The sequence below is a fragment of the Campylobacter sp. BCW_6871 genome (assembly GCF_001762325.1).
GTDB classification, from domain to species: Bacteria; Campylobacterota; Campylobacteria; order Campylobacterales; family Campylobacteraceae; genus Campylobacter_D; species Campylobacter_D jejuni.
Genome location: NZ_MJWQ01000018.1, coordinates 1 through 25,639, shown reverse-complemented (window position 1 = coordinate 25,639; position 25,639 = coordinate 1). Strand labels below are relative to the sequence as shown.

Genomic DNA, 25,639 nt, shown 5'->3' with positions numbered 1-25,639 from the left:
TCAAAGAATTTCCGTTGTATAATCTAATGTTTTTTAAATGTAAAATATTTTTTAAGGTAAAGCGATGAAAATGCGTGTGTATTATGAAGATACTGATGCGGGTGGAGTGGTGTATCATAGTAATTATTTAAAATTTTGTGAGAGAGCAAGAAGTGAAATTTTTTTCAATAAAAAAGTAGATATTTTTGATGCGTCTAAGGGACATTTTTTGCTTGCAAAAGCAAATTGCAATTTCTTAAAACCTGCAAAACTTGGAGATATAATAGAGATTAAAACAAAAATTTTAGAAGTCAAAAATGCTTCTGTGGAAATTTCACAAGAAATTTATAAAGATGAAATTTTGCTTTTTAAAATGGAATTAACTTTAGCTTTTATTAAAAACGAAAAACCAGCTAGAATGGATATGCAGTTAAAAAAGCTCTTTGAAGAATTATTTTAATTCTTCAAAGCTTGCTTGTTTGCCTTGCATAAGACGCACTTTGTAATCAACTTGAGAATTTTTGATTTTCTCATCAAATAAACTTTCACTTTTTTTATTTAAGAATTCGGTATAAAAGTAATCAACTCCTATACTAGTGGCATAAGCAATCCAGTTATAATCTATACTTTGATTAAAAATTTCATTAAGATAGACTAGGTTATCATCGTGGTTATTGATAGAATTAGCAATGATGAAATTTTCTCTATCTCCTTGTTGTGTTAAACTTAAAAATGTTGGATTATAGTTGATTTGAGTGGATAAAAGCACATAAGGATGAATGTTATAAATTCTTAGTTGAGAACTTGCTAGAGCTGTTTTGATCAATGGAGTGTTAAAAAATATTGAGGCATTATTAACTCCGCCTTGTGATCTTAAAAGTCTGCTAAAATCAAGCTTCTCGCCTTCTATGGTATATATTCTAGCATTATTATTTTGAGCAAGAATTCTTGAATTTAGATTGCTTGATAAGGCAGAGCCATCGCTAAATATTGCGATATTAGCATTTGATTTGCTTAAAAGTGTGGCAATTTGAGCATCATAGTCAATACTTCCAAAAATAATATTTTGATTTGAAAATTGTATGTTGTTTTTATGGATGGTCGGTATAAAAATTTTCATATTTCCTGAGTAATTTTTCAACTCATTGGCACCTTTTAGAGTAAATCCAGCTATGGCATACTGATATCCTTGAGCTTGTACTGCATCAAGCGCGGCTCGAATTTTATCACTATCTTCTGTGCCAGTTAAAAAAACTTTTACTTTGATTTCAGCTCTTTGTCTTAAAAGATAGGCTATGCTTGAATTTATTATAGTATTTGAGTAGCTTTTTATGGTTTTTTCTGGGATAATTATCGCAAGTTTAACAGAAGTAATTTTTTGAACATTTTTTTCAAAATCAGTAATGGAATTTAATAATTTTGCATAAACATTAGATAAAAATTGATCGTTTTGGTCTGCAAATTCACTTAAAAAACTGAGATACAATCTTGATTCTAAAAGATCAAAAAGACAATTTGTGTTGCATTCTTGAACGCTTAATTTAGGATAAAAATTTTCAACAGGTTTTACATTGACTAATTTTTGCTCTTTTGCATTAAGCAAAAAGCAAGATAAGAAAAATATTAAAAATATTTTTTTCATAAAAATCCTTTAATTTTTTTTAAATCTTGTATGAAATTTTTTTCATAACTTGGATTTTTTTCTATAAAATCTAAATCATAACTTGGCATTATGAAAAAATTTTTATAAGCAAAAACTTCACCTTTTAAAATGTGATAATCTTTAAATCCCAAGCTTTTAAATGTGTATTCTCCTAGACAAAGCAAAAAAGCAGGTTGAATCAGTTTTAGTTCGTTCCAGAAAAATGGTAAGCAAGATTGTAGCGAAAAATCATCAAATTTTCCATTACAAAAACATTTAAATAAATAAGAAAAATAAAAATCTTCATCGCAAAGCCCTAAAATTTGATAAATATAGTGTTTTAATTTTTTACCTTTTTTTGAATTAAGTAAAATTCCGCTTTCATTTTCACTTTTTTGCCCAAAAACATCAAGAATTAGCAATTTGGCATTTTTTATCTTAGGCTCCATAAGACTAAATTTTCTTGTTTTGGAAAATTGGCATAAGGTGCAAGATGAAACAAGTTGTTTTAATTCTTGAAAATTTTGTACTTGTTCAAAGTGGTTTGTATGTGTATCAACAAAGTTAAATCCCATAGCTTTTAAATAATAAAGACTTCTTATCATAAATCACACAATTTTTCTAAATTTTCTCCACTTAGACGATAATTTCTCCATTGTTTAAGATGTTTAGCGTTTAAACTTTCATAAAAATTAATACCTAAAATATTATCATTTAAGCAAACCCAGTCGAGTCTTTTTAAATTTTCTTTTTTGCAAATTTCTCCTAAAAATTTAAAAACAGCTTTTCCATAACCTTTTTTACGAAAATCTTCTCGTATATAAATATCTTCAAGATAAATTCCACCGCTACCCCAAAAAGATGAAAAAGTATAAAAATAAATCATATAGCCTATAGTTTTTTCATTTTCTTTTAACAAAAAAGCACGAGCAAATTTATTTTTTAGTAAAGAATGTTTTAGTTTTTCTTTCGTGCATTGAAGAAAATCTAACATATCTTCGTATTTTGCAAATTCTATGATCATTTCTTGTAAAATATCTAAATCTTCTTGTCTTAAATCAATAATTTTAAATTTTGACATTTTTAACCTTTTAAAAATAATTTCAAAATTTATCAAAAGAATTTAAAAATTACTCTTAATCAAAAGCAATTTATAAGTAAGATTAAGATAAAATACAAGTTTATTTTATAATTTTTTAAGGAAAAATCAAATGAAAAGAACTTATCAGCCGCATGGCACTCCAAGAAAACGCACTCATGGTTTCCGTGTTCGTATGAAAACTAAAAATGGTCGCAAGGTGATCAATGCAAGACGCGCTAAAGGTAGAAAAAGACTTGCTGTGTGAAAAATTTTGATAAATTTAGCACAAACGAGGAATTTTCATCTGTATATAAAGTAGGTAAAAAATGGCATTGCGAAGGTGTGATCATTTTTTATCTGAATAGTTATGAAAAAAAAATAGCAGTTGTTGCTAGTAAAAAAGTTGGAAAAGCAGTGGTTAGAAATCGTTCAAAACGAATTTTAAGGGCTTTGTTTGCTAAGTTTGAAAGATATCTTCAAGATGGCAAATATATTTTTGTAGCTAAAAATGAAATCACTGAACTTTCTTTTTCTAGGTTAGAAAAAAATCTAAAATGGGGATTGAAAAAACTAGAATGTTTCAAATGATATGCCTAAAAATACTCCGTTTTTATCAGAAATTCTTAAGCCCTTTAAAACCCGCTGCTTGTAGGTATTATCCTAATTGTTCTGAGTATGCACTTTGGCAGTTTCAAAAAAAGAATTTTTTTCTAGCTTTTTTTTCTACTTTTTTTAGAATTTTAAGATGTAACCCTTTTTTTAAAGGGGGATTTGATTATCCTAGAGTTTCTAAAAATTTTTATCCTATGAATTTATGTTTTAAGCCTATATTTTTAGCAAAAAAACAACTTTGTTTTTTATACATACCTTATAAAAATAAAAGTTTTTATCTTATAAAAATCATCTTTAAAAGGACAAATCAGTGAATAATTCAAATAATATTTTTCAGCAAAAGCGTATACTTTTGGCTGTTGTGATTTCTTTTTTATTTTTTGTTGTTTATGATTATTTTTTCATTCCAAAGCAACCTTTAAAAATAGAACAAAACATTACACAACAAAATCAACAAAACACAAGCATAAATAACACTCCTAATATACAAAATACCACCACAAATACTCCAAGTGCGGCTTTAGTTTCGCAAGATAGTGTGATATCTAAGGTTCAAAGCAAACATTTTGAAGCACAAATTGACTCTTTTGGTAGAATTTCTGCTTTTTATTTAAAAGATAAAAAATACCAAAATGAGAAAGGGGAATTTATAAATCTTGTTAGCAAGGAAAATAGTCCTTATCCTTTAGAAATGCGTTTTAGTGATCCAAGTATTAACTCAGAGGCTTTTAAATTTCCTTATATTGCTAACTCTAGCAATCTTTTTGTTGATGAAAATGGAAGTCAAGTTTTAAAACTCACTCAAAATCTTTCCGGATTGAAAATCGAAAAAGATATTACTTTTTATCCAAAAGGAAATTATGAGATAGAAGTTAAACTCAGCAAAAATGCAAATTATTTTATAAGTCCAGGATATCGTCCAAATATTGCCGTAGATAGTTATACAGTTCATGGTGCTTTGGTAATGGATAATAAAGAAACCATTGAAACTTATAAAGATGGAGATGTAGAGAAGGATGAAAGTGCTAATAATGTCGTAATGACTTCGGCTTTTGATAGATACTATGCAACTTTCTTTTATAATTTTGATAAACCTTTAAATGTGGCAATCAGCAAGGATGCTAATAAAAACCCTATAGTTTTTGCTTATAGTGATAATGAATTTAAAGCAGGGGGTTATATAGGTTCTAAAGAACATGTGATTTTAAGAAGTATAGATCCACGCCTTGAAGCAGTTGTTGAATATGGTTGGTTTACTTTTATTGCTAAGCCTATGTTTGAGTTTTTGAATTTCTTACATCAGTATATAGGAAATTGGGGTTGGGCTATCGTTGTGATGACTTTAATTGTGCGTATTATTTTATTCCCACTAACTTATAAATCTATGATTTCTATGAATAAACTTAAAGATCTTGCTCCTAAAATGAAAGATATTAGAGAGCGTTATAAAGGCGATCCACAAAAAATGAATATGCACATGATGGAGCTTTATAAAAAACATGGTGCAAATCCTATGAGTGGTTGTTTGCCTATACTTTTACAAATTCCTATTTTCTTTGCTATTTATCGCGTTTTGCTTAATGCTATTGAGCTAAAAGCAGCTCCTTGGGCGTTTTGGATACATGATTTATCGGTAATGGATCCTTATTTTATTTTGCCTATTTTAATGGGTGCAACGATGTTTTTACAACAACTTATCACACCTATGACTATACAAGATCCTATGCAAGCTAAGATTATGAAATTTTTACCAGTGATTTTTACTTTTTTCTTTATCACTTTCCCAGCAGGACTTACGCTTTATTGGTTTGCAAATAATCTTTGTTCTTTGGTTCAACAATGGGTTATCAATAAAATATTTGCTAAAGAACATCACAAAAAAACAAGTGGAGCATGAAAAATGAAAATCGAAGCCATTGATCTTCAAAGTGCCTTAACAGAAGCTTCAAGAAGTTTAGAATGTTCTGTGATGGACTTAGAATATGAGATTATTCAGCATCCAAGAAAAGGTTTTTTTGGATTTGGAAGAAAAAAGGCAATTATAGAGGCTAAAGCAAAAAAAAGGATTTTGAAAAAAAATCCTAAAAAAGAATTTACAAGTTCAAAAAATCACAAACCAGAAACACATGAGCCAAAACAAGAAAACAAGATTGAAATAAAAAATGAAAAAAATAAAAGTCAAAAAGAAAAATACACAGTAAAAAGTGATGAAATTTTTGATAGTTTTCATCGAGAAAGCAAAGGAGTGCGTAATACTCAGGATATTTTAGATGAGATTCGTATTCAGCTTGTAAAACTTTTAGAAAGCTCCCAGTTTAAAATAGAGCTTAGTGAACTTAGAATGTATGATGAAGATTGTGTTTTGATTCGATTGGATGGGGAAGATGCTGCTTTGATGATAGGCAAAGAAGCACATCGTTACAAGGCTATTTCTTATCTTTTGCATAATTGGATCAATTTAAAATATAATCTTTTAGTGCGCCTTGAGATCGCTCAATTTTTAGAAAATCAAATTCAAGGTATGCAGCTTTATTTACAAAGCGTGATTGAAAAAATTAAAATTCATGGACGCGGACAAACCAAACCTTTAGATGGGGTTTTGATAAAAATCGCTTTAGAGCAGTTAAGAGCTGCATTTCCAGATAAGTATGTAGGAATTAAGCAAAATAATGATCAAAGATTTGTTGTAATAAACGACTTTTTCAAAAAAGATGAGTGATACTATAGCGGCTATTGCCACAGCTCATGGCGTGGGTTCGATTTCTATTGTAAGATTAAGCGGTGAAAGAGCTTTAGAATTTGCCTTAAAGCTTAGCCACAAAACCAAACTCACCCCCCGCCATGCTACTTTTACAAAACTTTTTAATCAAAACAATGAAATCATCGATGAAGCTATAATGATATATTTTAAAGCTCCTTATAGTTTTACAGGTGAAGATATAGTAGAGTTTCAAACTCATGGAGGATTTAGTGTGAGTGAAGTTTTACTCGAAGAACTTGTGAGTTTAGGGGCAAGACTTGCTTTAGCGGGAGAATTTAGCAAAAGAGCGTGTTTAAATGGCAAAATGACTCCTTTAAAAGCCTTAAATATACAAGATCTCATACTTTCAAAATCTGCGCTTGCAGCTAAAATTATAGCACGCAACATGCAAGGAAATCTAGGAGAACTTTTAGAAAAAATTCGTACAGATTTGGTTAAAACTTTAGCTTTTGTAGAAACTAGCATTGATTATGCTGATGATGATTTACCTTCTGATTTATTAGAACAAATTTCTACTATGTGTGAAGAAAATTCTAAAATTTTAAAAGAAGTTTATACACTTTCTCAAAGCAAAAAAGGACTTATAGAAGGTTTTAAAATCGCTATTGTAGGTAAGCCAAATGTAGGCAAATCCTCGCTTTTAAATGCCTTGCTTTCTTATGAAAGAGCTATTGTTTCAGATATAGCGGGAACTACTCGTGATACTATAGAAGAGAGCTTTAAACTAGGAACGCATTTATTACGCATTATAGATACAGCGGGTATTAGGGAAAGTAAAGATGCTATAGAACAAATCGGCGTAGCTTTAAGTAAAAAAAGTTTAGAAGATGCAGATATTATTTTGGCAGTCTTTGATGCTTCAAGAGTGCAAGATAAAGAAGATGAGAAAATTTTTGACTTATTAGCAAATACTGATAAAAAAATCTTTTGGATTTTAAATAAAAGTGATTTAGAAAATGTTTTCAAAAATACTCAAAATAAAAATTTTATCAAGCTTAGTGCTCAAAAAGACATCACTTTGTTAAAAGAAGAATTGCAAAATTATCTTAATTCTTTTGATAGCGAAGGTATTATGGTAAGTTCTTTAGATCTTATTAATGCTTGTAAAATTTCAAGCGAAGCGATTTTTAGAGCTAAAGGACTTTTAGAGGAAAGTTCTTTAGAACTTTTTGCTTTTGAACTTAATTTAGCTATTAATGAACTTGCAAGATTTACCAAAGATTTTCAAAGAGATGAAATTTTAGACGAAATGTTTGGTAATTTTTGTTTAGGAAAATGAAAGGATAAAAATGGATAAAGGAACCATAAAAGCACATAAAATCAGCGATGAAGAATATGCACAAATTTTAGAAATTTTAGGACGAGAACCAAATCTGTTAGAACTTGGGGTTATTTCTGCGATGTGGAGTGAGCATTGCTCTTATAAATCCAGCAAAAAATATCTTAATGGTTTTCCAACTAAAGCACCTTGGGTGATTCAAGGCCCAGGAGAAAACGCAGGGGTTATTGATATCGGGCAAGGTATGGCAGCAGTTTTTAAAGTAGAAAGTCACAATCATCCTAGCTTTATAGAACCTTTTGCGGGTGCGGCTACAGGAGTAGGGGGAATTTTACGTGATGTTTTTACTATGGGCGCAAGAGTGGTTGCGGGGCTAAATTCTTTAAAATTTGGCGATATTTATGATGAAAAATGCGGTAAACATCAAAAATACCTTGTTAAAGGTGTAGTAAATGGAATTTCTCATTATGGAAATTGCATGGGTGTGCCAACTATAGGTGGAGAATGTGCTTTTGATGAGTGTTTTAATGGAAATATCTTAGTTAATGCCTTTGCTTTAGGGGTTTGCAAAAGTGAAGATATCTTTTATGCTAAGGCTGAAGGTGTAGGAAATCCTGTGATTTATGTGGGTTCAAAAACAGGGCGTGATGGACTTGGTGGAGCGGTTATGGCAAGTGATAGTTTCAATGAAGAAAGCAAATCTTTGCGTCCTACAGTGCAAATTGGCGATCCTTTCAGTGAAAAACTTCTTATGGAGGCTTGTTTAGAGCTTTTTAAAACCGATTATATTGTGGGTATTCAAGATATGGGTGCTGCAGGGCTTACTTCAAGTTCTTTTGAAATGGCAGGAAGAAGTGGCAGTGGCATGAAACTTTACCTAGATAAAACTCCTATGCGTGAAAGCGGTATGACTCCTTATGAGTTAATGCTTAGCGAGTCTCAAGAAAGAATGCTTATTTGTGCAAAAAAAGGCTATGAAGATAAGGTTATAGAAATTTTCAAAAAATGGGATTTAGATGCTGTGGTTATGGGTGAAGTTACCAATACAGGAAAAATGGAGCTTTTTTGGCATGATGAGCTTGTAGGGCTTATTCCTATCGAGCCTTTAAGTGAAAAAGCGCCGATTTTAAGTCGTCCTATAAGTGAGCCAAAATATTTAAGTGAAATTAAAGACTATAAATTTGAGCTAAAATCAAGTATTCAAGAGCTTTTTATACAAATGCTTCAAAATGAAAATATTAATAATAAAGCTTTTATTTATGATCAATTTGATTCAAGCGTGCAAACCAATACCATAAAAGCTGATGGAAGATTAGGTGCTAGTGTTATTCGTATCAAAGAAAATGGTGTAAGTGTGGCTATGGCTGTAGAATGTAACTCACGCTTAAATTATGTAAATCCTAAAATAGGAGCAGCTTTAGCAGTAGCTTCTGCAGGAAGAAAGGTTGCTTGCACAGGAGCTAAGCCTTTGGCAATAAGCGATTGTTTAAATTATGGAAATCCGCAAAATCCTGAAGTGATGTGGCAATTCGCACAAGGTTGCGAAGGTATTAAAGAAGCTTGTAAAGAGTTAAATACCCCAGTAGTAAGCGGCAATGTTTCGCTTTATAATGAAACCAATGGTGTAAGTATTTATCCAAGTCCTACTATAGTAAGCGTAGGGGTTTTAGAAGATGCAAATAAAACCTTAAAAGCTAGTTTTGAAAAAGAAAATTTAAGCGTTTATCTTTTGGGTAAAAGTTTAGGAGAATTTGGTGGATCTATGGTAATGAAAATCCAAGATAAAAAAGTATCAGGAAGCCTTAAAGAGCTTGATTATAAAGCTGAACTTGCACTTTGGAATTTGCTTTATAAAGCCAATCAAAATTCTTTACTTGAGTGTGCCAATAGCGTAGGAATAGGGGGTATTGCTATGACTTTGGCAAAAATGTTTGCTATTTCTAGTGTGGGTGCAAATTTAACAAGTGGTTTTGATGATGAAAAAATGATTTTTGATGAGAGTGCAAGTCGTGCTATAGTAGGGCTTAGCAAAGAAAATGAAGAAGCTTTTTTAAATTTAGCCAAAGAATTTGGAGTAAAAGCTTATAAATTAGGTGTGAGTACAAGCCAAAAATATTTTAAACTTGATAGCATTGAGTTAAGCAAGGCTGAACTTGATAAGTTTTATTTTGAAAGTTTTAAAGAGCAAATCCAATGACTTTAGTTTTAATTATACTCGTTGTTTTGGTGTTTTACTGGTATTATAAAACTTGGGGAAAACAGGATTTTTTAAACTCAGCCACAAGAGGAGCCAAAGGCTTTGCTAAGGGTTTTGCTCGTGGAGTTATGGAAGAAAGAATGGATGAGTTTAAAAGGCGTATGAATTACTATGTTATCGCACTTTTGGCAAAAATTGCAAAAAGCGATGGCAGAGTAAGTGAAAATGAAGCTGAAATGATCAAAGATCTTTTAGATGCAAATGCTAAAGATGAAAAAGAAAGAGCTTTTTTAAAAGCAAGTTTTAATGAACATAAAGAAAATTTAAGCGATGCTTTTTATGTGGCAAAAGATTTTTTAAAAGAAGTACCTTTACCTAAAAATGAGCGTTTTAATGTCTTGCGTGTGCTTGTTTTTATGGCTTTAATCGATGCAGATTTTAATGCTAAAAAGCGTGAAATTTTAGAGCAAATCGCTAAAGCCTTTGATATAGCAAAAAGCGAACTAGACGCTTTTATAGCAAGTCTTTCAAATTTAAAAAGTGCTAAAAAAGAATTAAGTCTTGATGAAGCTTTTGCTATTTTAGAACTTCCAAATAATGCGGATTTAAATGCAGTAAAAAAACAATACCGCAATTTAGCAAAAAAATATCATCCTGACATTTTAAACGCAAACAATGTCAGCGAAGAAGAACTTAAGATCGGTATAGAGAAATTTCAAAAAATCAATGAAGCTTACGAAAAAGTTAAAAAACATTTAGAAAGGTAAAAATGAGAGCATTACTTAGTGTGAGTGATAAAGAAGGCATAGTAGAATTTGGCAAAGAGCTTGGAAATTTAGGCTTTGAGATTCTTTCAACAGGCGGGACTTTTAAGCTTTTAAAAGAAAATGGAATAAAAGTTATAGAAGTGAGTGATTTTACAAAAAGTCCTGAGCTTTTTGAAGGGCGTGTGAAGACTTTACACCCTAAGATTCATGGTGGGATTTTGCATAAAAGAAGCGATGAAAATCATATCAAACAAGCAAAAGAAAATGAAATTTTAGGCATTGATCTAGTTTGTGTAAATTTATATCCTTTTAAAAAAACCACTATTATGAGTGATGATTTTGATGAAATTATAGAAAATATCGACATAGGTGGGCCTGCGATGATAAGAAGTGCGGCAAAGAACTATAAAGATGTGATGGTGCTTTGTGATCCGCTTGATTATGAAAAAGTGATTGAGACTTTAAAAAAAGGTCAAAATGATGAGAATTTTCGTTTGAAATTGATGATAAAAGCTTACGAGCATACGGCAAATTATGATGCTTATATTGCAAATTATATGAATGAACGCTTTAACGGAGGTTTTGGAGCGAGTAAATTTATAGTAGGACAAAAAGTATTTGATACAAAATATGGAGAAAATCCACATCAAAAAGGGGCTTTATACGAGTTTGATGCCTTTTTTAGTGCAAATTTCAAAGCCCTTAAAGGCGAAGCAAGTTTTAATAATCTAACCGATATTAATGCAGCTTTAAATTTAGCTAGTAGTTTTGATAAAGCTCCAGCTATTGCTATAGTAAAACATGGAAATCCTTGTGGTTTTGCTATAAAAGAAAATTTGGTACAAAGCTATATACATGCTTTAAAATGCGATAGCGTCAGTGCTTATGGAGGAGTGGTTGCAATCAATGGAACTCTTGATGAGGCTTTAGCAAATAAAATCAATGAAATTTATGTAGAAGTAATTATAGCAGCCAATGTAGATGAAAAAGCTTTAGCTGTGTTTGAAGGTAAAAAACGCATTAAAATTTTCACTCAAGAAAGTCCGTTTTTAATCCGTAGTTTTGATAAATATGATTTTAAACATATTGATGGGGGTTTTGTATATCAAAACAGCGATGAAGTGGGCGAAGATGAGCTTAAAAATGCAAAGCTTATGAGTCAAAGAGAGGCAAGCAAGGAAGAATTAAAAGATCTTGAAATCGCTATGAAAATAGCAGCATTTACCAAATCAAACAATGTTGTTTATGTAAAAAATGGTGCTATGGTGGCTATAGGTATGGGTATGACAAGTAGAATCGATGCAGCAAAGGCAGCGATCACTAAAGCTAAAGAAATGGGGCTTGATTTGCAAGGTTGCGTTTTAGCAAGTGAAGCCTTTTTTCCTTTTAGAGATAGCATGGATGAAGCAAGTAAAGTAGGGGTTAAAGCTATAGTAGAACCAGGCGGAAGTATAAGAGATGATGAAGTGGTAAAAGCAGCCAATGAGTATGGTATGGCGCTTTATTTCACAGGCGTAAGACATTTCTTACATTAAGTTTAATGGAATGTTATGTTTTTTACACATAATTCAATAAAAATTAAATAAATTATGTGTAAAATATTTCTGAAAAATTTTATTTTTAGGAAATTGTGATGTTTAAAACTATAGGATTTAAGGTTTCTGCTGCAATTTTTGTGGTGTTGCTTATAAGTTTTATTGTTATGCAAGTGATTTTAAATTTGGATTTTAAAAATACTGCCAATAAAATGAGCAGGGCAAATTTAGATACCGTAAGTACTTCTGTTTTTCAAACAATGAGAATGGCTATGAATTTAGGAGATCCTGAAAAAATTAAAGAAGCTATTGAAGATGCAAAAAGTATAGAGGGTATTAGTGATATTAAAATTTATCCTTCAAAAGATACTATAGATCTTTTTGAGATGAAAGCCCCTCAAATTTCAAATGATAAGCGTATTATAGAACAATTTTCAAATCCTAAAATTCAAGCTTTAGAAGAAAATGTAAATGGTGTTGTGCATTTAAGATTGATACGCCCTTTGATTGCAGATGAAAGTTGTGTTGCTTGTCATGCAAATGCTAATATAGGGAGTGTGATAGGGGTTATGGATATATCGCATTCTTTAGAAGGTGTTCAAAAAGATATAAGTAAAACCAGTCAATCTTATATTATAATATTTACTATTGCTTTGATTTTTACCCTTTGTGTGGTTCTCTTAATGCTTAAAGTTGTTGTTGGAAAGCCTGTTTTAGAGCTTTTAAATCATGCTAAAGAATTAGCTCAAGGAAGTGGTAATTTAAAAGCTCGTATTTCAGTTAAAGGTCAAGATGAAATTGCTTTAGCTTGTAGATATATCAATCAATTTATCGAAAAAACTCACAAGGCAGTTAGCGGTGCAAGTCATAATTCAAAAAATGTAGAAAAACAAAGCAATCTTTTAAATTCAAATGCTATTTCTTTAAGTGAAATTAGTTCACAAAGTCATAAACAAATAGATCAAAGTTTTAAGCTTGGTGCAAATGTTGGCAATGAACTTGGAGAACTTGCTAGTTTGTCAAATAAGGCAAATAGTGCCAATGAAAAATCCTTTTTATTATTAGAGCAAATGCTTAAATCTTTGTTTAATGTTGCTAATAAAGTATCAACAGTATCTCAAAATGAAAATGAATTGGCTAAAAAAGTTGAAAATATGGTTAATCAAGCAGGTAATATACAAAAAGCAACTCAAATGATGGATGAGATCGCAGATAAAACAAATTTACTATCTCTAAATGCTGGCATAGAAGCAGCTAGGGCTGGTGCATTTGGACGAGGTTTTTCTGTAATTGCTGAGGATGTTAGGCAATTGGCTCAGAACAGTGAAGATTTTTTAGGAAATATAGCTCAAATTACAAAAGAGCTTTTGCAAAGTATTAATGAGGTTAGCGCAGAATTAAAGAAAAATGCTCAAAGTATACAAGCTTTAAATGATGACACCACTTTATTGGTTGATGATGCTAATGAGGTTAAATTATGCAACGAAGATGCTAGGGCTTTGGTAACTCAATGTACTGAAAAAATAAAAATTTCCCAAGAGAATATACAAAATTTACTTTCTCGTATGCAAAAAAATGTCGAAGTAAGTGAAAAGAATGAAGAAATTTCTAAAATTCTGCTTCAAGTTGCAGATGAGTTAAAAATAGTGTGTCATAATCTCGAAAGTGAACTTAACCAATTTCAAATTTAAAGGAATAAAATGAAAAAAACGCTTCAAATTGCTTTAGCTGCAACTTTTTTTGCAGGTTGTGCTAGTACTTCTATTACTTCATCTACTTCTAAAGGTAATAATGAACTTGTGCAAAACCAGCTTTTCAAAATAGAAAAAATTATAGTTAATGGTAAAACTTTTGATCCAAAAAACGCAGAGGAAAGTCCAAATATTAGTTTTGAAAATAATAAATTTTATGGTTATTCAGGATGTAATCGTTTTTTTGGTTCTTACCAAACTAAGGCAGATACTTTGCAAATCGAAGGTGATCGCGTAGCTTCAACTCAAATGCTTTGTCACCCAATGGATGTAATGGATTTTGAAAATTCTTTCCTTTCAAATTTCAAAGGAACTTTTAAAATTTCAAATGAAAATGGAAAACTTGTTTTAAGTAATGATGAAATGAAAATCTTTTTTAAATAATACACTAAAGCCTCGAAATATCGAGGCAATCTTCTTAAATTTGACAAAATTCCAAAAAATGATACAATTATAATTTTATTATCAAAAAAGGTAGTTAAATGATAAAATCAATTCCTGAATGGAGCGAGCAAGAATACCTCATACTTTCTTTACCTCATGAAAAAAGCGATTGGAGTCCATATTTAGAGGAAATTTTGCAAAGTTATAAAGAATTTGTAAAAGCGGTAAGTGAATTTCAAAAAGTTTTACTTATAGCTCCTAAACAGAGTGATTTTGAAAATTTTAAAGATATAAAAAATGTAGAGTTTTTTAAATGTGATACAAATGATACTTGGATACGTGATTTTGGAGCTATAGATATAGTAGAAAATAGTCGTTTAAAGGCTCTTGATTTTACTTTTAATGCTTGGGGAAATAAATTTCAAAGTGAGCTTGATAATGCTGTAAATTCTAAGCTTTTTAAAGAAAAATTTAAAGAGGGGCTTAAAAAGGTGGATTTTGTTTTAGAAGGAGGAAGCATTGACTTTAATGGAGAGGGTGTGATGCTTACAAGCTCTCATTGTCTTTTAAATGAAAATAGAAATTCTCATCTAAACAAAACTCAAATTGATACAAAATTAAAAGAATTTTTTGGTTTAAAGCAAATTATTTGGTTAGAAAATGGTTTCATAAAAGGTGATGATACAGATCATCATATCGATACCTTAGCAAGATTTATAGATAAAAATACCATAGCACATTGTGTTTGTGAAGATGAAGAGGATGAGCATTATTTGCCTTTGCAAAAAATGAAAGAAGAGCTTAAAAAAACAGGCTTTGATTTAGTAGAACTTCCTATACCTAAGCCTTTATACTATAAAGGAAGAAGATTGGGGGCGACTTATGCGAATTTTGTTTTTGTAAATAATGCTTTAATTGTGCCTTTTTATAAGGATAAAAATGATGAAATCATAGCTAAAAGACTTTCTAAAGCTTTACCCAATCATAAAATTATAGGAGTAGATGCAAGAGTGTTTTTACGACAAAACGGTTCTTTGCATTGTTCTTGTCAAAATCGTTTCAAAGGTTTAAGATGAGTTTGCAAAAAAAAGCAACTCTTGTAGCAAGTTTATGTGCTATTGTTTTAGCCCTGGTTAAATTTATAGTAGGCTTAACAAGTGGTTCTGTTGCAGTGCTTTCAAGCGCGATTGATTCTTTGATGGATTTTGCTATTTCTGCTTTTAATTTTTTAGCTCTTAAAAAAAGCTCACAAAAGGCGAATGAAAATTATAATTTTGGTTTTTCTAAAATTGAAGCTTTAATGGGTTTGTTAGAAGGTGTTTTTATAGTTGGCGTGGGGATTTTTATTTTTTATGAGAGTATTTTAAAGATTTATTATAAAGAAGAAATTAAAGATTTAAATTCAAGTATCTATGTGATGATTTTTGCTTTAATTATGACTTTTTTTCTTGTGCTTTTTTTAAATTATGCAGCTAAAAAAACCAAAAGTTTGATTATAGAAAGTGATGCTTTGCATTACAAAACAGATTGTCTAACCAATGTTTGCACTTTGGGAGCTTTGGTTTTGATTTATTTTACAAATTTACATATTATTGATGCTATTTTTGGGATAGTGATCAGTCTTTATACGGCATTTTCTGCTTTTAAAATCATTAAAAAAGCTTTGGCTTTTTTAATGGATGAGGCTTTGCCCAAGGAACAAGTGGATAAGATTTGTACTTTGATTTCTAATAATCCTGGAATAATTTCCTATCATGAATTAAAGACGCGTAAAACTCCAAGTTGTAATTATTTAAGCGTGCATTTGGTTTTTTGCCCTATAATTTCGCTTTTAAATGCGCATAAAATTTCAGATGAAATAGAAGAAGGTGTGCGTAAGATGTTTGAAAATGAAAAATGGGATATACAAATTCATTTAGATCCTTATGATGATGCAGAACAAGAAAGGCAAAGACAATGAAAATCGCTTTAATACAACAAAAATTTCACTCAAACAAAGAACAAACTATAAAAAAAACTTGCGAATTTATAGAAGAAGCCTCTAAACAAGGAGCTGAGCTTATTTGTTTAGGAGAACTTCATCAAAGTGAGTATTTTTGTCAAAGTGAAAATGTGGATTTTTTTGACTATGCTAATGATTATGAAAAAGATGTGAAATTTTGGGCAAATATAGCTAAAAAAAATCAAATAGTGCTTATTACTTCATTGTTTGAAAAACGAAGTGCTGGACTTTATCATAATACTGCAGTGGTTTTTGAAAAAGATGGTTCTATAGCAGGCAAATATCGCAAAATGCACATACCTGATGATCCTTGTTTTTATGAAAAATTTTATTTTACTCCTGGAGATTTGGGTTTTGAACCTATAAATACAAGTTTAGGTAAGCTTGGAGTGCTTATTTGTTGGGATCAGTGGTATCCTGAAGCAGCAAGAATTATGGCTTTAAAAGGAGCTGAGATTCTTATTTATCCTACGGCAATTGGTTGGTTTGATAAGGATAAAGATGAAGAAAAACAAAGACAGCTCAATGCTTGGCTTGGCGTACAAAAAGGACATGCTATAGCTAATGGTTTATATGTAGTAGCTATCAATAGAGTAGGTTTTGAAAAAGATGTAAGCGGGGTAGAAGAGGGTATTAGATTTTGGGGAAATTCTTTTGTTTTGGGCCCTCAAGGTGAAGAGCTTTGTCTTTTAGATTCTCAAAACGAATGTGTAAAAATCATAGAAATAGATAAAAAAAGAAGTGAAAATGTGCGTCGTTGGTGGCCTTTTTTGCGAGATAGACGCATAGAATATTTTGCAGATTTAACTAAAAGATTTGTTGATTAAATCGATAAATCTTATTTGTTTTGTATATTTTCAAGATAGCTTTTTATTTGCTCTTTTTCTTGTTTGTTTAAATTTATAAAACTTATTTCTTTAAGTCTTGATAAAAGCAAATTATCTTCTAAAATTTCATTTTTTCCTATTTCTAAAGAAGTGATGACACTAGAACTTATGAGAAGTCTTTGGGTTGTATCTTTTCTTAAGCCCCATATATTATGTATAGCAATATTATTATCTGTAATTTGTCCTGCATAAAGCATAATATGTCCAGGTAAATAAAGTAAGCTAAGATAAGCCTTCCCAAAGCGGTTTAAAAAATCTTTTTTTTGAGAATTGCTAAGAGTGCTTATATCAAAATGATTAAAAGAATTTTTTTGTGCAGCTGAATTTCTTGGTAGATAAAGTCCAAAAGCTGAAAAGATATCACGAGTTAGTAAAGAACAATCTCTTTCAAAATTATAACCGCCCCAGCCATAAGGTAAATTTAAAACTTGTGAAAGTTGATTTTTTAAATTTTTATCATTGAATTGTAAAGGAAATTTAGATACATCTTTTTTAGAAATTTTATATTTTTTAGAGCCTATTTTTCCATAAAAATAGTTTTTATCTTCTTTGTAGTAAGGATAGATAGCGCCAATTCTACTTTCAAAGAAAAATTTACCATCTTCGCTATAGATAGGAAATTTTTCTTTTAGTGGTGTGATAAAGTTAAGATTTTCATAGATTTTCGCTCTATCATTTGAGAAAAATTCCAAATTTTTACTTTCAATAAATCCAAACCCAGCTTCACCTAAAACAAAAGCATAACGCTTATCTTTGCTGAAATGTGAAATTAAGACAGGAGTTCCAGCATTTAAAATGCCATCACTTGCATAGTCGAAAGGAATTCCTTCATTTTCAAAAAAAGGATTTTTTAAGATAGCTCTTTGGGTTGGAAGATTTTTAATGATTGTATTTTGGATAATCAAAGCTTTTTGATTAAGTTTGCCAAATTCTTGGATATTTGCGTTATTTATAGTATTTTTAAACCATGAAAGTGGAATAATTTGTTTATTGAAAAAATAATAAGTATTTTTTGAATTTAAATATAAAGGAAAGGACCAAAAAATATTTTGTCCTTTGTAATTTTTAAATGAATCATGCCAAGGGTTAAAGAAATATTTTTTATATCGTTTTGCATCAAAATTAATATCGTAAGCAAATTGTGGCAAAATGCTTACATTTTGTTCGTATTCAAGTTTTGCATAATATTGATTTTCATTTTTTTGTTCTAAATTTTCACGATGAAGTGAAGTTAAATTTTTTGTTGAACAAGCTGTTAAAAATAGCACTATAAAAGTAAAATATAAACAAGATTTCATAATCAACCTTTTAGAAAAAATAGTTATAATTAAAGCCAAGGAAATATAATGCTTGATAAACTAGAAAAAATTTTAGCTTATGATAATGTTTTTTTAAGTGGTGGTGCTGGAGTTGGTAAAAGCTTTTTGACAAATGAGCTTATCAAATCTTATAGAAAACAAAAAAAATTAGCCATAGCTCTTGGTTCTAGTGCTCTATCGGCGTTTAATATAGGCGGTGTTACTTTACACAGCTTTTTTTGTTTAGGGTATTGTGATGATATGATGAAATTAAGTGCATTGGATCGCAATCAAAAACAAAAAGAAAAATTAACAAAACTTAAAGAACTTTTAAAAACGATTGAGCTTATTATTATCGATGAAATTTCCATGGTTAGTGCAAGTGTTTTTGAAATGATAGGTTTTAGACTTAAAAATTCTCAATTTAATGGAAAAATTTTAGTTGTTGGAGATTTTTTTCAACTGCCTCCCGTAGTTAAAGAAAAAAAGGAAACTTTATTTAACCATTCTTATTATGCTTTTTCTTCATTTTTTTGGCAAGATTTAAATTTTAAGAATGTTAAACTTTCTCAACCTAAAAGAACGCAAAATATGGAATTTTATAACCATTTATCTTTGATTAGACAAGGTTTTTTAGATGAAAAAATTTTAAGCTTTATTGAATCTTTGCGAATTGATTATAAAGAATTAGAAAATTTAGAAGATGATTATACTTTACTTTGTGGTATCAATAAAAAAGTAAACAATATCAATCAAGAAAAATTAAGCAAACTTGAGACTCCGCTTGCATGCTTTAAGGCTCAGGTTAAAAAAGAAGATAAGAGAATAAAAGATGAAGAACTTGATTCTTGGATTAGAAGCTTAAATATATTGGAAGAATTAAATATTAAAATAGGCGCTCGTATTATTTTTTGTGTAAATAATTGGGATAAGAATTATTATAATGGAGAGCAAGGCATTATAGAAGATATTCTTTATGAAGAGGAGAAAATTTATATTAGCATTATTAAAAGTAATGGGATGAAAATTTTACTTGAACCTTATACTTTTTTCATGGAAGAACTTGAGCAATCAGGTAAAGATTTTGTTGTTAATATTCTTGCAAGTGTTACACAGTTTCCTATTAAGTTAGCTTATGCTATTACTATACACAAATCACAAGGCATGAGTATTGAAAAATTAGTGTGTGATATTGATCATATTTTTGAAAATGGACAGCTTTATGTCGCTCTTTCTCGCGCTACAAACCCAAATACTTTAAAAATTTATTCTACAAAAAAGATAAATTTTGGATTTTATTTTGCTAATATTTTAAAAATAGATTCTAATGTGATTGATTTTTATAAAAAACATAATTTTTTAGATCTTGAAATGCAAGAACAAATCATTTAAAGGCATTAAATGAAAAAAATATTTTTAAGTGTTTTTTTGGTTTTGAGTTTAAATGCTCAAAATCTTGAAATAGAGAACATAAGAACAGATTTGTATTCTAAAAGTGGGACAAATGTTCTTAAAAAAGTTGAAATTTCTTTGGAATTTGATGGGAATAATTTAAAAGAAAATGAAAATAAGTTAATTGATGCTGTAAATACAGTAATTTCAGGGTTTTTTTACGAAGATATTTTTACAGAAATTGGAAAAAATAATTTTAAAAAGACTTTAGAAAAATTTTTAGATAAGAAATATAAGATTAAATTAGATGATATATATATCATATCTTTAAGCGGAGTGGAAAAATTTGATTTAGAGGAGTTTAAACGCTTTTTAGAAAGCACTGAGGCTAAAGAGAAGGGTATGGGTAGCGAGGTAAAAAAAGCACTTGAAAACTTAGAAGCTCCTAAAACTCAAGTTCCTAGTGTTGAAAAGATCTCAACTCCTAGTGTTCCAAATTTAGAAGTCAAACAAGTTGAACAGCTTTTCAAAGATTCAGATGAAGAAAATAAAAATGACAATGGAGAAATCAATATAGATAATTTAAATACACCTAAAATGACTCCAGATATAGAAGAAAAAATTAAAAGAGATTTAATCGCCAATCCTCCACAAATATTCAAAGAAAATAACGCAAGCAAGCCTTATCATTTACCACAAACAGGTTATGATATAAAGCTTGATGAAAATACAACGCAAAATTAGCGAACTATATCATAATTTTGCGGAATTTTTGCCTTAAAAACATCGGAATTAATTTTTGGATTTTTAATTTGATTGTTTAGATTGATTATAACATCATTTTCAAATTCATCTTTATAGGATATGCTTTGAATTTGCTCTTGATTGAGTTTAATTGTATAATTTATATTATCATATTTTGCTACAAGTTTATCTTTATCTATAAGACTTGCTTTTTTGAAAATTTCATTAAGATTTGGAATGTTATCAAGATGAGAGAAAATGACTTGCTCTAGATCGTGCTCTATTATGGTTACTTGATTTTTGTTAATATAAATCTCTTTTTTACTAGGAGTATCATAACTCCAATATGCTTGATCTTTACTCAGTATAAAATGTCCAGAATAAGAAAGTGTAGAGTTTTTGGATTTTACTATTTGGATAAAATCGCTTGAAAAGGTATTAAAATTAAGATCAAGGGCAAAAAGTTGTCCTATAAAAATAAAAAATATCAAGAATGTTTTTTTCATTTATTTTCCTTAAAAAAATTATATTTTTTATATCATTCTAGCTAATTTTAATTAAATAATCGTTATAATGATAGTTTGAAAAATTTATAAAGGTTTAAAAATGTTTTTAAATACCTTAAAAGCCGTTTTTGGAACAAAAAATGATCGTGAAGTTAAAAAATACTTCAAGCGTGTAGCACAAATCAATGCTTTAGAAGGCAAATATCAAAATTTAAGCGATGATGAATTAAAAGCCGAATTTGCAAAATTTAAAGAGCAAATTTTAAGTGGAGAAAAAAACGAAAATGATATCTTAAATGATGTTTTTGCTATAGTCAGAGAGACAGGTAAGAGAACTTTAAATATGCGTCATTTTGATGTGCAGTTAATCGGTGGTATGGTTTTGCACGATGGAAAAATCGCAGAAATGAAAACAGGAGAAGGTAAAACCCTTGTAGCGACCTTGCCTGTAGTTTTAAATGCCATGAGTGGCAAAGGCGTACATGTCGTTACAGTGAATGATTATCTAGCTAAAAGAGATGCTGAGCAAATGAGTGCGATTTATAATTTTTTAGGTTTTAGCGTAGGCGTGATTCTTTCTTCTCAAAATAGTGATTTAGAGCATAAAAAAGCTTATGATTGTGATATTACTTATGGAACCAATAATGAGTTTGGTTTTGATTATTTGCGTGATAATATGAAATTTTCAAAAGTTGAAAAAGTTCAAAGAGAGCATAATTTTGTTATTGTAGATGAAGTAGATAGTATTTTAATTGATGAGGCAAGAACTCCGCTTATCATCAGCGGCCCTACAAATCGCACTTTAGATGGTTATATTAAAGCCAATGAAGTAGCTAAGCAAATGCAAAAAGGCGAAGCAGTTTTACCTCCTGCAAAACCTGAGGGTGATTTTGTGGTAGATGAGAAAAATCGTAGTGTTTTGATTACCGAAGCAGGTATTGCTAAGGCTGAAAAACTTTTTGGTGTAGAAAATTTATACAGTCTTGATAATGCTATCTTAGCACATCAGCTTGATCAAGCTTTAAAGGCACATAATCTTTTTGAAAAAGATGTGCATTATGTTTTAAGAAATAATGAAGTTATCATCGTTGATGAATTTACAGGGCGTTTAAGTGAAGGACGTCGTTTTAGCGAAGGATTGCATCAAGCTTTAGAAGCCAAAGAAAATGTAAAAATTCAAGAAGAAAGCCAAACACTAGCAGATATTACTTTTCAAAATTATTTTAGAATGTACAATAAACTTGCAGGTATGACAGGAACTGCACAAACAGAAGCGACTGAATTTTCTCAAATTTATAGTTTAGATGTTATTTCTATACCGACAAATATTCCTATTAAAAGACAAGATAAAGATGATCTTATCTATAAAACTCAAAATGAAAAATTTAAAGCCGTAATTGAAGAGATTAAAAAAGCCAATGCTAAAGGTCAGCCTGTGCTCGTAGGAACCGCAAGTATAGAGCGCAGTGAAGTTTTTCACAATATGCTTGTAAAAGAGAAAATCCCTCATCATGTTTTAAATGCTAAAAATCACGAGCAAGAAGCTTTGATTATCCAAGATGCAGGTAAAAAAGGTGCCGTAACTATCGCTACAAATATGGCAGGTCGTGGTGTGGATATAAAAATCGATGATGAGATTAGGGCTTTGGGTGGGCTTTATATCATAGGTACAGAAAGACATGAAAGCCGCCGTATTGATAATCAACTTCGTGGTCGTGCAGGAAGGCAGGGCGATCCTGGAATAAGTCGTTTTTATCTAAGTTTAGAAGATAATCTTTTAAGAATTTTTGGCGGGGATCGTATTAAAAGCATTATGGATCGCTTAGGTATAGAAGAGGGCGAAAGCATAGAGTCAAGAATCGTTACAAGAGCGGTTGAAAATGCGCAAAAAAAAGTAGAAAGCTTACATTTTGAAAGCAGAAAGCATTTGTTGGAATACGATGATGTAGCAAATGAACAAAGAAAAACTATTTATCGTTATCGTAATGAGCTTTTAGATGAAAACTATGATATTAGAGCTAAAATTTCTCAAAATATCGCTGAATATAGCGCAAATGTAATGAATGATTATATGCTTGATGAAAGCGGTTCTAATGTAAATTTTGAAAATTTGAAAGCAAAAATTTTATATGAGTGTTCAACTCAGATTAGTGAAAAAGATTTTGAAAATTTAAGCGTCATTGAAATGCAAGATAAGCTAAGTCAAATTCTTGACAATTCTTATAACGAAAAGATGTCAAGACTTGAGATTAAAGAATTGCGTAATATAGAGCGTATTTTATATTTGCAAGTTTTGGATAATGCTTGGAGAGAGCATTTGTATCAAATGGATATTTTAAAAACAGGAATAGGACTTCGCGGATACAATCAAAAAGATCCTCTTGTGGAATATAAGAAAGAAAGTTATAATCTTTTCTTGGAGCTAGTTAATCGTATTAAATTTGATAGTATTAAACTACTTTTTAGTGTGCAATTTAATCAAGAAGAGGTACAAAATTTAGAAAATAAAGCCAATGAAGAAAATGAAAAGCTACTTCAAAGCTCAGTAGAAATGGGCGCAAGCGAAGATAATCTTGGCGAAGTTGAGTTTAAAAAAGTTCCACGCAATGCTCCTTGTCCTTGCGGAAGTGGAAAAAAATTTAAAGAATGCCATGGAAAAAGTGGTCCTAAGCAAGGAATTTTAGCTTGAATAAAAGCGTTTTAAAATATTTACTTTTTAAATATTTAAGATTTGATAAAGAACAACCCTTTATCAATCTTTCTATGCTTTTGGCCTTTTTAGGAGTTTGTGTAGGACTTTGTGTTTTGCTTGTAGCTATGGCAATTATGAATGGTTTTGATAAAGAATTTGAAAAACGCTTTTTTGTGATGAATTATCCTATTACTATTTTGCCTAAATTTTACGCTCCTGTAAATGATGAATTTATAGATGAGTTAAGAAAAACATTTCCAAATTTGTTATTTAGCCCTTATATAAGCACTCAAGTTGTTGTAAAGGGAGATAATCGTTTTGAAGGTGGTGTGCTTTTTGGCGTTAATTTTAATGATGAAAAAAAAATAAACGAAGTGGTTGCTAAAGCTTTAAAGGATGAGAATTTAAGTGGTTTTGATATACTTGTAGGATCAGCACTTATTGATGAATTTGGTTTGCATAAAAATGACAAACTTGCACTTATTTTTTCAAATCTTAATCCTAGTGGATTTTCTTTAGTACCGCAAACTAAACGTTTTGATGTTAAAGCGCGTTTTACTTCAGGGCTTGCATTTTATGATAAAGCTTATATGTACACAGATGTTGATGCATTGAAGAAAGTACTTGGAATGCCTAAAAATCCAAATTATGATGGAGTTCATGTATATAGTGATAATGCTTTTAAAGATGTTGAAAAAATTAAATCTTATTTAAAAGATGATTATGCTGTGGTAGGTTGGTGGGAACAAAATAAAAATTTCTTTTCAGCCTTAGAACTTGAAAAAAGAGCGCTTTTTATAGTGTTGATGCTTATTATTTTGGTTGCAAGTTTAAATATAGTAAGTTCTTTATTGATGATAGTAATGAATCGTCGCAGTGAAATAGCACTTTTACTTGCTCTAGGTGCAAGCAAAAATGAGGTAAAAAAGAGTTTTTTTGCCTTAGGCATGCTTATTGGTGGCGGCGGTATGATAGTGGGTGTGGTGCTTGCATTTTTTGCTTTATGGCTTTTAGGAAATTTTGATATTGTAACTTTACCTGCTGATGTTTATGGAACTAGTAAATTACCACTTGATTTGTCTTTAATGGATTTTTCTTTAACCATTGCGGGTGCTTTAATAATCATAGCTTTATCATCTTTTTATCCTGCAAAAAAAGCAACTCAAATTAATATTTTAGATACTTTAAGAAATGAATAAATTGTAATTTTGGAGATTTTTATTGTCTTTGTTTATCCAAAAAAATAAGAATTTTAAACCTTTAAAACCTCTATCAAAGTCAAAAATAATCACTAATTTAATTCTTTTGATTTTATTTTTAATATTGTTTTGTTATTGTAGTTTTAGTATAAGTGCTTATCATTTTGATTTTAGTGCAATTGCGACCTATAAAGAAAAATTTCTTCAAGGTTTTTTAAATACTTTAATAATCAGTTTTTTTTCTTTATTACTGAGTATAATTTTGGGTGGAGTTTTTTGTGCTTTTTCTTTAAGTTCAATTGTTTTTTTAAGATTTTTATCTATATTTTACATAGAGCTTATCAGAGGAACCCCTTTACTAGTGCAGGTATTATTGATATATTATATCGTTGCAAATAATTTAGGACTTGATAATCGATATGTGGCTGGAGTTATTATTTTATCATGTTTTTCTGCTGCTTACTTAGCTGAAATATTTAGAGCTGGAATTTTAAGTATTTCTATATCTCAGCTTGAGAGCGCTAGGGCTTTAGGGTTAAAAGAGATGCAGGTTTTTGCGTATGTAATTTTTCCCCAAGCTTTAAAAAATATTTTAGCACCTCTGAGTGGACAATTTGCAAATTTAATTAAAGATAGTTCATTATTAAGCGTTATTGCTGTAAATGAATTAACCCAAAGTGCACAAGAGATAAATTCTTATACTTTTGCTACTCTTGAAGCTTATGTAATTTTGGCTATTACATATCTTGTTTTGACTTTACCTATAAATATATTTTCTCGTTATTTGGAGAGAAAATGCCAAAAATGATTTAAAAAAGCTTGACAAATAGAGCTAATTTTGGCATAATCACATTTTTATTTCAGAAAATGTCTCGTTAGCTCAGCCGGTAGAGCATCTCCCTTTTAAGGAGGGGGCCGTTGGTTCGAATCC

General features: G+C 30.1%; 25 protein-coding genes. 20 read left to right on the top strand and 5 right to left on the bottom strand.

The window, feature by feature from the left end:
* Window positions 1-64 precede the first annotated feature (64 nt).
* On the top strand, window positions 65-439 hold the full coding sequence (locus tag AJ930_RS01350) for a YbgC/FadM family acyl-CoA thioesterase (RefSeq protein WP_002871461.1): 375 nt from the start codon (window positions 65-67) through the stop codon (window positions 437-439).
* Here AJ930_RS01350 and AJ930_RS01345 read toward each other — a convergent pair.
* Genes AJ930_RS01345 through AJ930_RS01335 form a run of 3 tightly spaced genes read right to left on the bottom strand, consistent with a single transcriptional unit; the run spans window position 431 to window position 2,702 of the window.
* Window positions 431-1,621 carry a hypothetical protein gene (locus AJ930_RS01345; RefSeq protein ID WP_070274727.1) on the bottom strand — a complete coding sequence of 397 codons (1,191 nt, stop codon included), beginning with the start codon at window positions 1,619-1,621 and terminating at the stop codon, window positions 431-433. The two genes, AJ930_RS01350 and AJ930_RS01345, sit on opposite strands and share 9 nt — an antisense overlap.
* The gene (locus tag AJ930_RS10230; protein ID WP_002881669.1) at window positions 1,618-2,226 is read right to left on the bottom strand and encodes a uracil-DNA glycosylase family protein; all 609 of its coding nucleotides are present in this window, start codon (window positions 2,224-2,226) and stop codon (window positions 1,618-1,620) included. Before AJ930_RS10230 ends, AJ930_RS01345 begins: the two co-directional genes overlap by 4 nt.
* Window positions 2,223-2,702 (bottom strand): GNAT family N-acetyltransferase, encoded by a 480-nt coding sequence (locus tag AJ930_RS01335; protein WP_070274726.1) that lies wholly within the window; start codon window positions 2,700-2,702, stop codon window positions 2,223-2,225. Before AJ930_RS01335 ends, AJ930_RS10230 begins: the two co-directional genes overlap by 4 nt.
* Window positions 2,703-2,832: 130 nt before the next feature.
* Here AJ930_RS01335 and rpmH point away from each other — a divergent pair, with 130 nt between their 5' ends.
* The 14 genes from rpmH to AJ930_RS01265 all read left to right on the top strand — a co-directional run bounded on the left by rpmH (window position 2,833) and on the right by AJ930_RS01265 (window position 16,817).
* A complete protein-coding gene (gene rpmH / locus AJ930_RS01330) occupies window positions 2,833-2,967 on the top strand; it encodes a 50S ribosomal protein L34 (protein WP_002776864.1) in 135 nt (44 codons plus the stop codon).
* On the top strand, window positions 2,964-3,290 hold the full coding sequence (gene rnpA / locus AJ930_RS01325; RefSeq protein WP_002853349.1) for a ribonuclease P protein component: 327 nt from the start codon (window positions 2,964-2,966) through the stop codon (window positions 3,288-3,290). The genes rpmH and rnpA overlap by 4 nt, the downstream gene beginning before the upstream one ends.
* Window positions 3,287-3,628 carry a membrane protein insertion efficiency factor YidD gene (gene yidD, locus AJ930_RS01320; RefSeq protein WP_002861708.1) on the top strand — a complete coding sequence of 114 codons (342 nt, stop codon included), beginning with the start codon at window positions 3,287-3,289 and terminating at the stop codon, window positions 3,626-3,628. Before rnpA ends, yidD begins: the two co-directional genes overlap by 4 nt.
* Entirely contained in the window at window positions 3,625-5,211 is a 1,587-nt protein-coding gene (yidC, locus tag AJ930_RS01315; protein WP_002861707.1) for a membrane protein insertase YidC, read from the top strand. Before yidD ends, yidC begins: the two co-directional genes overlap by 4 nt.
* A 3-nt stretch (window positions 5,212-5,214) precedes the next feature.
* A complete protein-coding gene (locus AJ930_RS01310; RefSeq protein WP_070274725.1) occupies window positions 5,215-6,033 on the top strand; it encodes a Jag N-terminal domain-containing protein in 819 nt (272 codons plus the stop codon).
* Window positions 6,026-7,354, top strand: coding sequence for a tRNA uridine-5-carboxymethylaminomethyl(34) synthesis GTPase MnmE (gene mnmE, locus AJ930_RS01305; RefSeq protein ID WP_070274724.1), 1,329 nt, complete (start codon window positions 6,026-6,028; stop codon window positions 7,352-7,354). The genes AJ930_RS01310 and mnmE overlap by 8 nt, the downstream gene beginning before the upstream one ends.
* A gap of 10 nt (window positions 7,355-7,364) precedes the next feature.
* On the top strand, window positions 7,365-9,551 hold the full coding sequence (gene purL, locus AJ930_RS01300) for a phosphoribosylformylglycinamidine synthase subunit PurL (protein ID WP_070274723.1): 2,187 nt from the start codon (window positions 7,365-7,367) through the stop codon (window positions 9,549-9,551).
* Window positions 9,548-10,318, top strand: a complete 771-nt coding sequence (locus AJ930_RS01295; RefSeq protein ID WP_044779493.1) for a DnaJ domain-containing protein — start codon at window positions 9,548-9,550, stop codon at window positions 10,316-10,318. The genes purL and AJ930_RS01295 overlap by 4 nt, the downstream gene beginning before the upstream one ends.
* Window positions 10,319-10,320: 2 nt before the next feature.
* The gene (gene purH / locus AJ930_RS01290; protein WP_044779492.1) at window positions 10,321-11,853 is read left to right on the top strand and encodes a bifunctional phosphoribosylaminoimidazolecarboxamide formyltransferase/IMP cyclohydrolase; all 1,533 of its coding nucleotides are present in this window, start codon (window positions 10,321-10,323) and stop codon (window positions 11,851-11,853) included.
* Window positions 11,854-11,951: 98 nt separating this feature from the next.
* Window positions 11,952-13,544: a methyl-accepting chemotaxis protein gene (locus tag AJ930_RS01285; RefSeq protein ID WP_070274722.1), complete on the top strand. Its 1,593-nt coding sequence runs from the start codon at window positions 11,952-11,954 to the stop codon at window positions 13,542-13,544.
* A gap of 9 nt (window positions 13,545-13,553) precedes the next feature.
* Window positions 13,554-13,988, top strand: a complete 435-nt coding sequence (locus AJ930_RS01280) for an META domain-containing protein (RefSeq protein WP_044779490.1) — start codon at window positions 13,554-13,556, stop codon at window positions 13,986-13,988.
* A 98-nt stretch (window positions 13,989-14,086) separates the two neighbouring features.
* The gene (locus AJ930_RS01275; RefSeq protein WP_044779489.1) at window positions 14,087-15,064 is read left to right on the top strand and encodes an agmatine deiminase family protein; all 978 of its coding nucleotides are present in this window, start codon (window positions 14,087-14,089) and stop codon (window positions 15,062-15,064) included.
* Window positions 15,061-15,948: a cation diffusion facilitator family transporter gene (locus tag AJ930_RS01270; RefSeq protein ID WP_044779488.1), complete on the top strand. Its 888-nt coding sequence runs from the start codon at window positions 15,061-15,063 to the stop codon at window positions 15,946-15,948. The genes AJ930_RS01275 and AJ930_RS01270 overlap by 4 nt, the downstream gene beginning before the upstream one ends.
* Window positions 15,945-16,817, top strand: coding sequence for an N-carbamoylputrescine amidohydrolase (locus AJ930_RS01265; protein ID WP_044779487.1), 873 nt, complete (start codon window positions 15,945-15,947; stop codon window positions 16,815-16,817). The genes AJ930_RS01270 and AJ930_RS01265 overlap by 4 nt, the downstream gene beginning before the upstream one ends.
* Before the next feature lie 11 nt (window positions 16,818-16,828).
* Here AJ930_RS01265 and AJ930_RS01260 read toward each other — a convergent pair whose 3' ends face one another.
* Entirely contained in the window at window positions 16,829-18,175 is a 1,347-nt protein-coding gene (locus AJ930_RS01260; RefSeq protein ID WP_044779486.1) for an SH3 domain-containing C40 family peptidase, read from the bottom strand.
* A 48-nt stretch (window positions 18,176-18,223) separates the two neighbouring features.
* Here AJ930_RS01260 and pif1 point away from each other — a divergent pair, with 48 nt between their 5' ends.
* Both pif1 and AJ930_RS01250 read left to right on the top strand, forming a co-directional pair.
* Window positions 18,224-19,567 (top strand): ATP-dependent DNA helicase Pif1, encoded by a 1,344-nt coding sequence (gene pif1 / locus AJ930_RS01255; protein WP_044794402.1) that lies wholly within the window; start codon window positions 18,224-18,226, stop codon window positions 19,565-19,567.
* A 9-nt stretch (window positions 19,568-19,576) separates the two neighbouring features.
* Complete coding sequence (locus AJ930_RS01250) at window positions 19,577-20,311, top strand: hypothetical protein (RefSeq protein ID WP_044779484.1); 735 nt, start codon at window positions 19,577-19,579, stop codon at window positions 20,309-20,311.
* On the opposite strand, the gene lolA is transcribed toward AJ930_RS01250, so the two are convergent.
* Complete coding sequence (lolA, locus tag AJ930_RS01245; RefSeq protein WP_002871477.1) at window positions 20,308-20,817, bottom strand: LolA-like outer membrane lipoprotein chaperone; 510 nt, start codon at window positions 20,815-20,817, stop codon at window positions 20,308-20,310. The two genes, AJ930_RS01250 and lolA, sit on opposite strands and share 4 nt — an antisense overlap.
* Window positions 20,818-20,917: 100 nt before the next feature.
* Here lolA and secA point away from each other — a divergent pair, with 100 nt between their 5' ends.
* Genes secA through AJ930_RS01230 form a run of 3 tightly spaced genes read left to right on the top strand, consistent with a single transcriptional unit; the run spans window position 20,918 to window position 25,516 of the window.
* Entirely contained in the window at window positions 20,918-23,506 is a 2,589-nt protein-coding gene (gene secA / locus AJ930_RS01240; RefSeq protein WP_070274721.1) for a preprotein translocase subunit SecA, read from the top strand.
* Window positions 23,503-24,708, top strand: coding sequence for an ABC transporter permease (locus AJ930_RS01235; protein ID WP_044779482.1), 1,206 nt, complete (start codon window positions 23,503-23,505; stop codon window positions 24,706-24,708). Before secA ends, AJ930_RS01235 begins: the two co-directional genes overlap by 4 nt.
* A 22-nt stretch (window positions 24,709-24,730) precedes the next feature.
* Entirely contained in the window at window positions 24,731-25,516 is a 786-nt protein-coding gene (locus tag AJ930_RS01230; protein ID WP_002861691.1) for an amino acid ABC transporter permease, read from the top strand.
* Window positions 25,517-25,639: the final 123 nt, after the last annotated feature.

Excerpts from the sequence above, each read along its gene's own strand:
- AJ930_RS01350 (WP_002871461.1), top strand. The coding sequence starts at position 65 with ATGAAAATGCGTGTGTATTATGAAGATACTGATGCGGGTGGAGTGGTG.
- AJ930_RS01345 (WP_070274727.1), bottom strand. The coding sequence starts at position 1,621 with ATGAAAAAAATATTTTTAATATTTTTCTTATCTTGCTTTTTGCTTAAT.
- AJ930_RS10230 (WP_002881669.1), bottom strand. The coding sequence starts at position 2,226 with ATGATAAGAAGTCTTTATTATTTAAAAGCTATGGGATTTAACTTTGTT.
- AJ930_RS01335 (WP_070274726.1), bottom strand. The coding sequence starts at position 2,702 with ATGTCAAAATTTAAAATTATTGATTTAAGACAAGAAGATTTAGATATT.
- rpmH (WP_002776864.1), top strand. The coding sequence starts at position 2,833 with ATGAAAAGAACTTATCAGCCGCATGGCACTCCAAGAAAACGCACTCAT.
- yidD (WP_002861708.1), top strand. The coding sequence starts at position 3,287 with ATGATATGCCTAAAAATACTCCGTTTTTATCAGAAATTCTTAAGCCCT.
- AJ930_RS01310 (WP_070274725.1), top strand. The coding sequence starts at position 5,215 with ATGAAAATCGAAGCCATTGATCTTCAAAGTGCCTTAACAGAAGCTTCA.
- mnmE (WP_070274724.1), top strand. The coding sequence starts at position 6,026 with ATGAGTGATACTATAGCGGCTATTGCCACAGCTCATGGCGTGGGTTCG.
- purL (WP_070274723.1), top strand. The coding sequence starts at position 7,365 with ATGGATAAAGGAACCATAAAAGCACATAAAATCAGCGATGAAGAATAT.
- AJ930_RS01295 (WP_044779493.1), top strand. The coding sequence starts at position 9,548 with ATGACTTTAGTTTTAATTATACTCGTTGTTTTGGTGTTTTACTGGTAT.
- purH (WP_044779492.1), top strand. The coding sequence starts at position 10,321 with ATGAGAGCATTACTTAGTGTGAGTGATAAAGAAGGCATAGTAGAATTT.
- AJ930_RS01285 (WP_070274722.1), top strand. The coding sequence starts at position 11,952 with ATGTTTAAAACTATAGGATTTAAGGTTTCTGCTGCAATTTTTGTGGTG.
- AJ930_RS01280 (WP_044779490.1), top strand. The coding sequence starts at position 13,554 with ATGAAAAAAACGCTTCAAATTGCTTTAGCTGCAACTTTTTTTGCAGGT.
- AJ930_RS01275 (WP_044779489.1), top strand. The coding sequence starts at position 14,087 with ATGATAAAATCAATTCCTGAATGGAGCGAGCAAGAATACCTCATACTT.
- AJ930_RS01270 (WP_044779488.1), top strand. The coding sequence starts at position 15,061 with ATGAGTTTGCAAAAAAAAGCAACTCTTGTAGCAAGTTTATGTGCTATT.
- AJ930_RS01265 (WP_044779487.1), top strand. The coding sequence starts at position 15,945 with ATGAAAATCGCTTTAATACAACAAAAATTTCACTCAAACAAAGAACAA.
- AJ930_RS01260 (WP_044779486.1), bottom strand. The coding sequence starts at position 18,175 with ATGAAATCTTGTTTATATTTTACTTTTATAGTGCTATTTTTAACAGCT.
- pif1 (WP_044794402.1), top strand. The coding sequence starts at position 18,224 with ATGCTTGATAAACTAGAAAAAATTTTAGCTTATGATAATGTTTTTTTA.
- AJ930_RS01250 (WP_044779484.1), top strand. The coding sequence starts at position 19,577 with ATGAAAAAAATATTTTTAAGTGTTTTTTTGGTTTTGAGTTTAAATGCT.
- lolA (WP_002871477.1), bottom strand. The coding sequence starts at position 20,817 with ATGAAAAAAACATTCTTGATATTTTTTATTTTTATAGGACAACTTTTT.
- secA (WP_070274721.1), top strand. The coding sequence starts at position 20,918 with ATGTTTTTAAATACCTTAAAAGCCGTTTTTGGAACAAAAAATGATCGT.